This is a genomic window from Methylophaga pinxianii (genome assembly GCF_020447225.1).
GTDB lineage: Bacteria > Pseudomonadota > Gammaproteobacteria > Nitrosococcales > Methylophagaceae > Methylophaga > Methylophaga pinxianii.
In genome coordinates, this window is record NZ_JAJAEO010000127.1 from 1 (window position 1) to 12,459 (window position 12,459).

The window sequence follows — 12,459 nt, forward strand, 5'->3', positions numbered from 1 at the left end:
CTATAACGTTGGTTAGCATAGTTACCTGCAGGCATAACCCAGTTATTCGCATTTTTTTGCATATCGATGAGTTCATCAGCAGCGACCAGACCTGGTGCTACTAAACCCATCATTGCGATTGATAATGTTTTCAGCTTCATAAAGTTGTCCTCTATAGTTTTTATCGTTCATGACGTCAGCGTCGCTGTTCTTTCATGAGGTTGTGACTTTATTCCGATTTTGCCTGAGAATCATTAGGAACCAATCACTCTGATATCGGGAGTTTTTCCCGATATGGGAAGAAATTCCCATTATTACTCAGTTTCGTGCCTATAAAAGACTGAAAAATTAATGACTTTTTATGACGTTGTATTTGATTGCAAGCCGCACTAACTCTACAGATGAGTGAAAACCAAGCTTTTGTTTCAGCATGGTTTGATAATTCGCGACAGTTTTCTGACCCAAATTTAATGTTTCAGCGATATATTCTAACGAATGACCTTCTGCCAACAATCTGAAAACTTCGAATTCTCTTACAGTAAGACGTTGAATGGGATCTTCTGAGCCGGAAACACTTTGCAGTGCGATACGTTGTGCCATTTCCGAACTCAGGTAACTTTTTCCATCCATAACCTGGCGGATGGCCTTAACAATATCCTCAGAATCACCTGACTTCGCCAGGTAAGCAGCAGCACCAGCACTCATCGACTGTACAGCAAGTGTTACATTTTCATGCATGGAAAACATAATGACCCGCGCTTTGCTATAGCGGACTAAAATACGTCTCAATGCTTCCAACCCGCCAATACCTGGCATGCTCATGTCCATGATCAGCAGATCCGGGTCTAGTTCTGTATACATCTGATATGCCTGCTCACCACTAATCGCTTCGCCTACGATTTGCATATCTTCATTTCGTTCAAGCATCCTGGCTAGCCCCGATCTGACCACTTCGTGGTCGTCAGCCAGTAAAATTCGAATCATATTCTTCATTCAATATTACCTTGGGTTGGAAAGCTGGCAGAAAACGCAAATCCCTTACCAGGTGCAGTTACTATATTAAAACTGCCTGATAGCGCTTCTACTCGCTCCCGCATTCCAGTTAAACCATAACCTTTATTAGATTGGTTCAGATGATAACCGTTTCCGTTATCACTTACACTTATATATACAGACTCGTCATTGCACAACAAATTTACTTTTACCTGAATATTTTTCACACCTGCATGGCGACTCACATTGGTTAAACATTCCTGGACAATGCGATACAAAGTCAATTGTCTGGTTTCATCAAGCTGACTGAAATCACCTTCGAGAGCGAGCGTGGCGTGATGCTGCGGATGACGCAGCATCCAATCATTAAACAATTCAGTCACCGCACCCTGCAAGCCCAATTCAGTTAATTCGGGTGGTCGCAACCGCTGTAACATCGACCGAACAATACTTGTCATGCGGTTGTGTACTGAATCAATTGCTGCAGCGCTGGTTTTAGCCTCATCAAGAGAAGCTGAGTGTTTTATAGCGTTTAAATCAAATTGTATAGCGGTTAAATGCTGGCCTATCTCATCATGTAGTTCGGCTGATAAGCGCTTTCGTTCTGACTCCTGAATACTGATAAGCTGTTGATTCAATAAATCAATTTGCTGATCGGTATTTAAATAACGTTGCTTTAATGACTTGAGTTGATTGTTGACGGCCATTAACCGATTAAACCGCAACAAAGCAAAGGGTGAGCGCGAAGAGAGGGGAGGCTGCGTATTTTTCTTCGGTAACATTTGTGATATCGGCCATAAAATCAATGACGCAATAACAGCGATAAGCAGACTACCGATAAAAAAGGTCAAGATTAGCGGTGCCAGGGATTTTCGAATGTAACTATGAATTTCATTCCACTCAGCCGTTAAGCTGGGGCGGATGACAATATCACCCAGGTGCTGGCCAGCAATATCAATGGGTGTGGTCATTATTTCGGTATGTCCCAGATACGCTTTCAGCAAATTTTCCAACCAAACAGGCAGATGGCTGGGAATATCGCGAGACTCAGGATGATTCGAGTCAAGCAGCTGCCCATTGTCACCTATTAGCTCAATGTCAACGTGCAATAATTCATGGAGATCTTTCAAATGAAAACGTGAAGACCATTGTTCTAGCGGGACATTTTGTTGGGAAAGCTCTGATTCCAACCGAGCGATCTGAGCTTCAATCGCATAATTTGCAAGCTCGAGTGAAACATGTAATTCATGATCAACTCTCAGGCGAATGTCGTCGAGTGTACTTTTGACACCAAGACCGCACATGATCATGAACACCATCGCGATGATGAGATTCACTTGGAGAATGAGATTCACAAGCCTAAAAATCCTTACAGTAGCGTATTGCCAACATCACAAAATGGCTAAGATTATAGTATGTGATTTATAGGCTGTAGCTTTAAACACTTAATAAATGTGTGTTTTTTCTCTCAAAAACTTTGTGTTCACAGGGTTAATACACACCTGACGTTTTTTATCCAACCACGACTTTATCAATAAAAAATGACAGAAATGCGGCTATCAGGCTTCAAGCAACCCACTACGAATGGCTAACCGAGCCAGCTCCGCAGAGTTGGATACGTTGAGCTTTTGTTTAATATTCGTGTGATGTGTGCCAACGGTCTTGGGGCTTAGGTTCAGAATATCGGCAATTTCGTTAACCGTTTTCCCTTCTGCCAGCAAACGGAAGACCTCAAACTCGCGCTGACTCAGCACATCGAGGGGATTTTCCGATCCGGTTAATTTCTGCATAGCCAGCTGTTGTGCAATCTCTGGAGCAATGCAGGTTCTGCCTTGTGACACCATTTCAACAGCTTTTAACATCGCCTCTGGGGCACTTCTTTTAGGAATAAAACCCAGCGCACCCGCCTGCATCGCCCGGGTGGTAAAGACACTGTCTTCATGGACACTTAACACCAGAATTTTGGCTGTGGGCTCACGGGCAATAATCCGTTCAATAGCGCCGACACCGCCAATGCCCGGCATAGAAATATCCATCACCACCACATTAGGATGATATTTGGCAAAATCCTGAACAGCTTGTTCTCCAGAGCCTGCTTCCGCCACTACCTGGAATTTGTCTCCATCTTCCAGTAATCGTCGAAATCCCGCACGAACCAACTCGTGGTCGTCGACCAATAAAACCGTTATCTTATTCAGACTCATGGTGTACATTTACCCCCAATGGAATGGTGATGGTCAAGTTGACACCCGCGCCTAACTGACTTTGTAAATCAAAACTGCCCCCCAGACTTTGCGCTCTCTCTCGCATGCCTAGCAAGCCAAAATCCACATCGGAGTGAAAGTCATTCACGACCATGCCTTTGCCATCATCTCGGATATTAATCTTTAATTGATCAGTTTGTTCATTTTCATCACGGATTACCGACACCATAATATTTTCTGCATCAGCGTGTCGAACCGCATTCGTCAACGCCTCCTGTACCACCCGAAACACTGTCATATTGGTGGACTCATCAAAACCACTAAGAGATCCTTCAGTGATCAAATTAAAATTGATATCGGGCTGACGTTGTTGCCATTTACTGATACTTTCTTCCAATGTCGCCATTAAACCCAAATCATCCAATGGACTTGGCCGTAAGCGGGTAATCATATTATGGACCACATCATAGATATGGCTTGCAGTATCGATAATGGCTTGAGCGCTTTGATAAATTTTCTTGTCGGTGTCTTCCGAACGATTACGTATCAGTACCGCATCTGTTTTAATGGCCGTCAGGCATTGACCAAGTTCATCATGTAATTCACGCGCCAGATGTCTGCGCTCTGCTTCCTGCACTTGATCCATATGTTTAGTTAACAGTCGCGTTTCATAAAGTTGAGCCCGCGCTTTTTCAGCCTGCTTATGCTCAGTGATATCCCGCAGTGTACAAATCATTCCTGCCACACATCCATCAACCTCAGTCAGCGGCACTGTAGATATCAACAATGAGAGCACCTCCCCATCGTTACGCTTTAAAGTGGTTTCCATATTTTCTACAGACTGGAATCCATTCAGTACAGCAATAATGCTATTACGATCTCCCTGAAAGGCCATTGAGGTCAATGATTCACCCTGCAAATTGGGTATATCAGAAAATAATCGTTCTGCCGCAGCGTTACAAAAGGTGATGTAACCCGCATGATCCAGGGAAAGAATGGCATCACCTGATTGTTTAACCAGCATCGCTAAACGGCGATTTTCGGTTGTGCTTTGCTCCAAGGCATCACCAACCCGATTAAAATTCTGGCTGATTTGATCCATCTCTTTAAGAGAAAAGCGTGGCAAACGCATATGCAGGTCTCCACGCTCAAAACCGGCTAATGCATCCAATAAGCGTTGAAGCGGTCTGATCACCCAGCCAACGCCCCAATAGATTAAGAAAGCGACGACCACAAAGATAATCATGCCCAGCGCCATAATGGCGCGGATATCTTGCCAACGCTCGCTGATTTCCTGCATCGGAGCAGGATAAATCACCATGTGGCCGGTGCCAAAACGTTTAGAAAGTGGGGAGACATCAGGAAAAAGTAATTTAACAAACCAGGCTGGTGGCTGAACTTCTAATGCTTTTTCGGGTGTCCCCTCAAACAGCAGACCTTGTCTGTCAAACAATAAAATATGCAGGCTGCGGATTTCACTTAACGCTCTGACCAATTCATGCATATGCTCACTTACAGTGGTATTACGAGCTAGTGAACCACCGGCCAAAGTGACTGTAATAATATGTGCCGTTGCATCCATCGTTGACATGACTTCAGCTTCAACTGAGCGTTTGGCATTGGTGATCAGAATCGCCCCACTGCCAAGCATCGACAACAGTAACAATAATGCAAAAAATAAATTAGCGCGAAGTTTCAGGCTCATACGACTTTTGTTTCCGCAGTACCTTTGGCGCCCAGATTATCCACCCAGCGTAAACGAATCACATCCCCTATTTCGCCACCGTTAAGCTGAAATGCAAAGTAAGGGTTACGCGATGTCGCCGTACCACATTTTACCGTTAGTACTTCTTCGTCGTTACGCCAACAGCGAATATCCTGAATAAACTCAGCCGGAATCAGTTCATCCTGATCGTTTTTGCCTCGCCCGGTATGCATCGGATGGGAAAGTAAGATTCTGACCACCGTATGATCATCTTGCAGTTTAGCCCGAATCCGGTCTCTCGTTTTAATTGCCATTAAGCACACCCACCAATATCAATTTCCACATAACGGCTGGTTCGATAAAGTTTATCGTCAGCTCTTACCATGGCAATGATTTCTGAGTCTTCCGCCACCTTAAGCATTGTTTTAAATGGAAAGCGCATCGCAGGAGTTGGCTCAAGTGCCATAGCCAGAGGAAATGGATTTTTTTCTACTAACAAAGCCACTCGCTGAATATTTTGCAGACTGCTACTAATTTCAACAGGCACACTCGCCCCATTTACGGCATAAGTCGGCGGTGAACCGATAGTAAATTGAATGGCCTCTTCATCAACTTCTTCAGCTTCTCCGAGGAACGTTAAAATGGCATCTTCCAATGTCTCAGCGTTAAATGCATCCTGGGGCCAGTGCGCCAACAGAACCCTCGGGGTAATCAAACCACTGGCTGCCACTAAAGCCAATGTTGATGCAGAGATAGATTGTTTAATTATTTTTCGACGATATTCGTCAAAGCTATCACTCATCGAACTTCTTCCATCATTGCAATATCTGTTTCGATCTGACGTAAACGAGAACTGATTTTAGCCAATTCAAACTCATCCCCCCGAGCATAATCTGCCGCTATACGGAGTTGATCAGCCGCCTGCATGAGCTGACCCGAACTATGATAATGTTCGGCCAACCAGGTATGCGATTTACTTTTCTGGCCCATATCACCGTAAGCTTGCGCTAATAAACGATAGAGGATCGCAGAAGATCCCCCAATATCCAGTTGGCGTTGCAATAGATTCACTGCTTCACGCGGTTGATTGGATCTTAATAAAGCTTGAACCTGCTTAATCGACAACGCCCAATCATCTGGGTAAACCTGTTGAAAATCCTCATAAATAGCGAGCGCAGCATTCATTCTGCCCAGTGCAATTTCCACATCAGCCAGCGCCAGATGATAGCTTAATTGATTGTCATCCGAGTCAATCAGGGCATTAATTTCGTCCCGAGCCTGAGTGAAATTTCCATTTTTCAGCAAAGCCAAAGCATAACCGTAACGGGTAGCTGCTTGATTTGAGGAGTCTTCTTTTAGCTGGTCTTCATAAGTTTTAATCAGCTCACGCATGTTGGTGGAAGCCATCACCCGTAGTTTTTCACGCATCAGAAAAAATTGCTCAGAATTTCTAACCTGAGTTGGAGATTCAAGTTTTGCAGCACGACCACGCGCATCGGCAATACGAGAACCGGTGATCGGGTGAGTTCGGAGGAATTCAGGAACCTGGCTGCCACCATAAAAACGACCGGCAATTTGTAACCTTTCAAAAAAACGAGGCATTGCCTGCGGATCAAAACCGGCATTGACCAGTGTCTGCATCCCCAGATTGTCTGCCTCAGCCTCATGGGCTCGACTGTAATCCAACTGCATTTGAACATTACCGGCCTGGACCGCCATAATGGCCGCAGAGCCCGCACTCGGATCGGCAATGCCTAATAAGGCGGCGGCAACCATCGCCGCGGTCATCGGTACACTCATCCGTTTGGATCTTTCAAAGCTGCGTAGAATATGTCGTTGGGTGACGTGAGCTATCTCATGTGACATGACCGACGCTAATTCGCTTTCTGATTCGCTGGTCAGCATTAAACCAGTATGAATCCCAATAAACCCGCCTGGGGCAGCAAAGGCGTTGACTGAGGAATCTGGCACCACAAAAAATGTAAAGGTACGTCCGGGATCATCGCTGTTCGCGACGAGCCGGTAGCCTAATGAACTGATATAGCTGTTCACCTCCGGATCTTCTACTAACGTCACAGATTGTTGTAACTGCCAATAAAAAGACTGGCCAACCTGATACTCTTCCAATGGCGAAACTAATGCACCGGCACTGTCTCCCATTTCTGGCAACGCTATTTCCAAATTAGCCTGTGCAGGTGTTGCACTGCTAAAAAGAAGAATAAATGTAGCGATCAGATATTTCATAACGCCTATAGACCTTGGCTCATTAAGACCGGTTCCGCAAAGACAAAAACAGCGCTTACGTTTATTATGTAAGCGCACATTTCAAAGGAAATCAGTATGTCAGATTTTGATACAGAAATTGATACCTCAGGCTTAAACTGTCCGCTACCAGTTCTCAAAGCCCGTAAAATGCTCAATGAAATGAATACTGCTCAACGACTAAGACTTATCTGTACTGATAGCGGTGCGCTAAAAGATATCCCCGCTTTTTGCAAAATGACCGGTAATCCACTGCTAAGTAGCGAAGAAATTGATGGGAAACTCTATTTCATTATTGAAAAAGGAGCATGACCAAATGGCCAAAAAACTTGCCATTATTGCCAGTAAAGGCACGCTTGATGGGGCTTACCCACCATTTTTACTCGCCTCAACCGCAGCAGCATTAGGTTTTGAGGCTAAAATATTTTTTACCTTCTATGGTTTACAACTGCTCAAAAAAGACTTGTCATTAAAAGTCTCGCCTTTGGGTAACCCGGCCATGCCTATGCCGGTTCCGGTGCCCAGCATTGTGCAGATTATTCCCGGACTCGAAGCCTTTGCCACATGGATGATGCAACGAAAACTCAAGAAGAAAGGCGTCGCCAGCGTTGCAGAATTAAGAGAAATTTGTCTGGAGTCAGACGTTGAATTAATCGCCTGCCAAATGACAGTTGATTTATTCGATTTTAAAAACTCGGAGTTTATTGACGGAATCAGCCATGGTGGTGCCGCGACATTTCTGGAATTTGCCAGTGAAGCTGATATCACACTTTATATATAACTCCATCATTCTTTAATTACGAACGGGAAGCAGCTTTATGCAATTTGTCTGGAAAACTTTTCTCAAAGGTTTGGCAACGGCATTACCCGTTACCCTGACACTATATTTGATTTATTGGTTAGCAGTTACAGCGGAACAGTCATTACGTCCAATAATGATTGCTATTTTGCCATATGATTTTTACTGGCCTGGACTGGGCTTATTAGCTGCCATTGGTTTGATCTTTGTTATCGGTATTGCGGTAAATGCTTGGTTGTTCAAGCGACTGTTTGATATTGGCGAGTCAATTTTGGACCGAATACCTCTAGTTAAATCCATTCATGGTGCATTGCGCGATTTTACGCGTTTTTTCTCGCGTGAAAAACAACAGGAAAGCCTTAGCAATGCAGTTGCAGTTTCCATTGGTGGAGTTCAATTGATTGGCTTTCTGGTGAAAGATGACGTTCGTCATGTGCTGGGTATGGAAGATGAAGAAATTGATTTGGTAGCCGTATACCTACCGATGAGTTATCAAGTTGGTGGCTATACCGTCTGCATTCCACGAGAACAGGTGAGATCATTGGAAATGTCCAACGAAGACACCATGCGCTGGATTTTGACAGCAGGATTATCTGATAGCGAAACAGACTCTCATCAATCCAAAATCATTCTTGAATAAAAGAGGTTTACCTCATCAATGGTGTCCCTGACAGGAGTCGAACCTGTGGCCTTCCCCTTAGGAGGGGGACGCTCTATCCATCTGAGCTACAGGGACAATGCTGGCAATTATAACAGCCGGGCAGTCGACGATGAACCATGATGACTTTATGCTGTAATGATCAACTAATTTAATATGAATTTCTGGCTTGATGTTCACGATCAGGAAAATACTCATGCTTACCGAGCAATATCCGCTACGGGTTCTTAAGTGTGATGGCTATCATATGAATCGTACCAAAAAGCATTTTTTCTCATCTTAGGAGTTATGATTATGTGGACTAAACCTGAATATTCAGACATGCGTTTCGGCTTTGAAGTTACTATGTACATCTGTAACCGTTAATCGAAATTGCTTGGCCAGAAAAGCCCCTTTACAGGGGCTTTTTTGTAAATATATGTTTTTCCAGAACGATTATACTGGACGGTATTAAGAACTAGATCGATCAATTGCATGATCATTGGAGAGCCACGATGTCATCTATTCCGCAGTGCCGTATTGAGCAGACAGGCAGCACAGAATTTATTATTCATCAGGAGACTGATGGAATACAGCAGACGGTTGATAAAACATTCGAAAATCATCAGCAAGCTTTGGATTATATCTTGACCCAAGGCTGGCAGGTGCAACGGGAAAGACCCGCAGATTCGATGATTATCCAGTCTCGGTTCTTAAAGCCTTGATACAAAGTGACTGAGACCATCTCGCTGGCTGTAATGATTTACCTTATTAATGGATTTCTTACCCAATCTCAGGCTTAAAAAATTTTTAACTCAATTCAGATAGTCTGTGGGTTTATCACCATTATGAATGATTTATAGCGGCGGCCTTTAACAAAGCGATCATCGCTGCTGATGCACCGATATGCTCAGCAATATGGATTTCAACTTCAGGGAAGTTTGGCCGGGTGTTCTCGACATCCTGAGGAATATCTTCTGTCACATGCCGCCCCGAATTCAAAAAGTAAGGCAGCACTGTAATTTGGCTGGCACCGGCATTCACGCAATTCTTAATACCGTCCGGGATTAAGGTATCGGCAAGCTCTAAGAAGGCGGCTTGTACGATAGCGTAATGATCTGCACATTCTGCTTTGAGTTTTTGGGCCAACTCAATGACTTCGTCATTTGAACGCTGGCGACGACTTCCATGGGCCACAAGTAATAATGCTTTCATACTAAATATAATCCTATTTGCAATGTGAATTGTGTGTGAACAGTCTAATAAGGCTTTGCAGCAAAATTATTTTTTGCCACGCACAGAGTTCTTTTTCCTCACACCACCATCATGATAAGCAATGGATGGCGAATGATTGCCAGATAAATAGAATGGACAGTATCGAACTGTGACAGCATAATGCGGAGATAAGAAATATTTGTATTTAAACAAAATAACAGACACGGATTCAAGGAAAAGACCTCTGTTAATATAACAGCCAAAGCAGGGATGTGACGGAAAGGCAAGCTTGATGAGGAATGTGTCTTGGCAAACCAATATGGGCGTCCTGACAATTTACAACCTTATGAATCAGCAAGGAGACTGAGTATTCTTAAGAAGACCAAAGAGGTGTTGATCATCGATGATCAGTCCACTGGCAGAACTATATTGGAAAAAATAGTCCAGCAGATTGGCGAAAATATTCATGTCACGGCGATGAGTAAATCTTCTGAAGCATTGGAATGGCTCCAGCAAAATGAAGCGGACTTGATCATCACGGATTATCGCATGCCTGAAATTGATGGCATCGAATTTATCCGTCTGGCACGTCAAATGCCTGCTCTCCAAAGCATCCCAATCATGATGATAACCGTGGTCAGCGAGAAAGCCGTGCGCTATGAAGCGCTGGATGCTGGAGCCACAGCATTTCTGACACGTCCTATTGACCAAATAGAATGCCGCACCAGTTGTCGAAATCTGTTGCAAATGCATGAACAGCATTTAATCATTGAAGATCGTGCCAATTGGCTTGCCAGACAAGTTGAAATTGCTACTGAGCAGATTATTTTACGAGAGAAAGAAACCATTATTCGACTCGCCAAAGCCGGTGAATATCGGGATGAAGGTACAGGGAATCACGTTATTCGCATGGCGAAATATTCTCGGTTTATAGCTGAATCTCTGGGAGTCTTTGATGAACAGCAATGTGAAGACCTCGAATATGCCGCCCCAATGCATGATATTGGTAAGATTGGTATCCCTGACAGCATCCTATTAAAGCCCGGAAAACTGAATCCCGATGAATGGGAGATCATGAAAACCCATACCACGATTGGTCATGAAATTCTCTCAGACAGCCAGTCAAAGTATATGCATATAGGTGCCGTAATTGCTTTACATCACCACGAACGCTACGACGGTAAAGGCTACCCTAACCAACTGAAAGGCGAAGAAATCCCCTTAATTGCACGGGTGGTGTCGGTGGCTGATATTTACGATGCGTTGGTTACTGAAAGACCATATAAACACGCTTGGTCCAGCGAAGATGCTTGCCGCTATATTGAACAAAATGCCGGAACACAGCTTGATCCCCGCTGCGTACAGGCCTTTTTTGACCGGATTGATGCTATCCAGCAAATTCAGGCCGAATATGCTGATTAATGCTATTTCGTTAATATGAATAATAGCTATGTAAAACTGCAGAACGAAAAGTGGCTTTCACACTTTTTTGCCAAAATTCCCAAAACGGGTGATAGCGAGCCCGAACAAGCCATACTGATCAGACTGACTCTCGGTATTGGTTTATTAATTTATTTTTGTCTGCCCTGGGGGGTTGATCGCAGTTTTGTCGAAAATATCATCAGTTTTCCAAGTCTTATTGCACTCACCTATTACTTGTTAGCCGTCGTTATTACAGTAGCGTTGGTTATTAATCCCAGACCTTCTCCGATAAGACGCGTATGTGGCATCTTGCTCGATCTCACGGCACTTTCAATTGTCATGTTGATTGCCGGTGAACAGAGTGTCTTTTTGTTTGTTTTATACCTCTGGGTAATCCTGGGAAATGGATTTCGCTATGGGGTTAATTATCTGTATATTTCTCTGGCTGTGGGCTTAATTGGCTTTACCATTGCCATCTTAAATGGCGAATACTGGTCACACCCACAACACGAGCCTTTTGGTTTCAGTCTGTTGTTTCTATTACTCATTATCCCTCTGTATTCGGCATTTCTTATAAAAAAACTACACGTTGCCATTGCTTTATCGAAGCAGGCAAATGAGGCGAAAAGCCGTTTTCTCGCCAACATGTCACATGAGCTGCGGACACCATTAAATGGTGTTATAGGCATTGCTGACTTAATGGCCGAAACCCAACTTAACAAGCAGCAGCATGATTTTGTGAACATCATGAAAACCTCAGCTCATACCTTGTTAAGCCTGATCGAAAATGTATTGGATATCGCCAAAATTGAAGCTGGCAAAATATTAATCAGTGATAAAACGTTTGATTTGCATCAGTTATTAAACAGCGTCATTGCCATGCAAAAACCGATGGCTAACAGTAAAGGTTTACATATAAATTGCTACATCGACCCAGCGCTTCCCTTCTCGGTCAATGGTGATTTGCAACATTTGCGACAAGTTCTGATCAATCTCATTGGTAACAGCATTAAATTTACCGACAACGGTGCCGTTAAACTCTCTGCGCTTTCCATTCAACATAAATCAAATCAAAAGCAATGGATCCGTTTTGAAGTGAGTGATACCGGTATCGGGATTCCAGAAGAAGCACTACAACGCATCTTTGATGACTTTACCCAGATTTCACCTGATACACTGAACAAAGGTGGAACCGGTCTAGGCACGACTATCGCCAAAGAGCTGGTCGAGTTGATGGGGGGGG

The 12,459-nt window shown here is 43.8% G+C and carries 15 protein-coding genes and 1 tRNA gene; 7 read left to right on the forward strand and 9 right to left on the reverse strand.

Features of this window, described 5'->3' with window-relative positions; all coding sequences use genetic code 11:
- Positions 1 to 327 precede the first annotated feature (327 nt).
- The 7 genes from LGT40_RS01525 to LGT40_RS01555 all read right to left on the reverse strand — a co-directional run bounded on the left by LGT40_RS01525 (position 328) and on the right by LGT40_RS01555 (position 7,125).
- A complete protein-coding gene (locus LGT40_RS01525; RefSeq protein WP_226071836.1) occupies positions 328 to 972 on the reverse strand; it encodes a response regulator in 645 nt (214 codons plus the stop codon).
- A complete protein-coding gene (locus LGT40_RS16325; protein ID WP_226071835.1) occupies positions 969 to 2,327 on the reverse strand; it encodes a histidine kinase in 1,359 nt (452 codons plus the stop codon). Before LGT40_RS16325 ends, LGT40_RS01525 begins: the two co-directional genes overlap by 4 nt.
- A gap of 204 nt (positions 2,328 to 2,531) precedes the next feature.
- The gene (locus tag LGT40_RS01535) at positions 2,532 to 3,176 is read right to left on the reverse strand and encodes a response regulator (RefSeq protein WP_226071833.1); all 645 of its coding nucleotides are present in this window, start codon (positions 3,174 to 3,176) and stop codon (positions 2,532 to 2,534) included.
- Complete coding sequence (locus LGT40_RS01540; RefSeq protein ID WP_226071831.1) at positions 3,163 to 4,881, reverse strand: histidine kinase; 1,719 nt, start codon at positions 4,879 to 4,881, stop codon at positions 3,163 to 3,165. The genes LGT40_RS01535 and LGT40_RS01540 overlap by 14 nt, the downstream gene beginning before the upstream one ends.
- Positions 4,878 to 5,195: a thiosulfate oxidation carrier complex protein SoxZ gene (soxZ, locus tag LGT40_RS01545; protein WP_226071828.1), complete on the reverse strand. Its 318-nt coding sequence runs from the start codon at positions 5,193 to 5,195 to the stop codon at positions 4,878 to 4,880. Before soxZ ends, LGT40_RS01540 begins: the two co-directional genes overlap by 4 nt.
- Positions 5,195 to 5,683, reverse strand: coding sequence for a thiosulfate oxidation carrier protein SoxY (locus LGT40_RS01550; protein WP_226071827.1), 489 nt, complete (start codon positions 5,681 to 5,683; stop codon positions 5,195 to 5,197). The genes soxZ and LGT40_RS01550 overlap by 1 nt, the downstream gene beginning before the upstream one ends.
- On the reverse strand, positions 5,680 to 7,125 hold the full coding sequence (locus tag LGT40_RS01555; protein WP_226071826.1) for a beta-barrel assembly-enhancing protease: 1,446 nt from the start codon (positions 7,123 to 7,125) through the stop codon (positions 5,680 to 5,682). Before LGT40_RS01555 ends, LGT40_RS01550 begins: the two co-directional genes overlap by 4 nt.
- Before the next feature lie 96 nt (positions 7,126 to 7,221).
- On the opposite strand from LGT40_RS01555, the gene LGT40_RS01560 reads away from it, so the two are divergent.
- The 3 genes from LGT40_RS01560 to LGT40_RS01570 are packed head-to-tail and all read left to right on the forward strand — an operon-like array spanning position 7,222 to position 8,582.
- Positions 7,222 to 7,455 carry a sulfurtransferase TusA family protein gene (locus tag LGT40_RS01560; RefSeq protein ID WP_226071820.1) on the forward strand — a complete coding sequence of 78 codons (234 nt, stop codon included), beginning with the start codon at positions 7,222 to 7,224 and terminating at the stop codon, positions 7,453 to 7,455.
- A gap of 4 nt (positions 7,456 to 7,459) precedes the next feature.
- On the forward strand, positions 7,460 to 7,924 hold the full coding sequence (gene dsrE2, locus LGT40_RS01565; RefSeq protein ID WP_226071818.1) for a sulfur carrier protein DsrE2: 465 nt from the start codon (positions 7,460 to 7,462) through the stop codon (positions 7,922 to 7,924).
- Positions 7,925 to 7,961: 37 nt separating this feature from the next.
- The gene (locus LGT40_RS01570) at positions 7,962 to 8,582 is read left to right on the forward strand and encodes a DUF502 domain-containing protein (RefSeq protein ID WP_226071816.1); all 621 of its coding nucleotides are present in this window, start codon (positions 7,962 to 7,964) and stop codon (positions 8,580 to 8,582) included.
- 19 nt (positions 8,583 to 8,601) lie between these two features.
- On the opposite strand, the gene LGT40_RS01575 is transcribed toward LGT40_RS01570, so the two are convergent.
- Positions 8,602 to 8,678, reverse strand: a tRNA-Arg gene (locus tag LGT40_RS01575).
- A 216-nt stretch (positions 8,679 to 8,894) separates the two neighbouring features.
- Here LGT40_RS01575 and pqqA point away from each other — a divergent pair.
- Complete coding sequence (gene pqqA / locus LGT40_RS01580; RefSeq protein WP_081443609.1) at positions 8,895 to 8,966, forward strand: pyrroloquinoline quinone precursor peptide PqqA; 72 nt, start codon at positions 8,895 to 8,897, stop codon at positions 8,964 to 8,966.
- A gap of 128 nt (positions 8,967 to 9,094) precedes the next feature.
- Complete coding sequence (locus LGT40_RS01585) at positions 9,095 to 9,304, forward strand: hypothetical protein (RefSeq protein ID WP_226071814.1); 210 nt, start codon at positions 9,095 to 9,097, stop codon at positions 9,302 to 9,304.
- Between the two features lie 121 nt (positions 9,305 to 9,425).
- Here LGT40_RS01585 and LGT40_RS01590 read toward each other — a convergent pair whose 3' ends face one another.
- Positions 9,426 to 9,794, reverse strand: coding sequence for a sirohydrochlorin chelatase (locus LGT40_RS01590; RefSeq protein WP_226071812.1), 369 nt, complete (start codon positions 9,792 to 9,794; stop codon positions 9,426 to 9,428).
- Between the two features lie 306 nt (positions 9,795 to 10,100).
- Between LGT40_RS01590 and LGT40_RS01595 the strand changes: the two genes are divergently transcribed.
- Positions 10,101 to 11,216, forward strand: coding sequence for an HD domain-containing phosphohydrolase (locus LGT40_RS01595; RefSeq protein WP_226071810.1), 1,116 nt, complete (start codon positions 10,101 to 10,103; stop codon positions 11,214 to 11,216).
- 15 nt (positions 11,217 to 11,231) lie between these two features.
- On the forward strand, positions 11,232 to 12,459 hold a 1,228-nt coding region (locus LGT40_RS01600; protein WP_264177794.1), incomplete at its 3' end, for a sensor histidine kinase.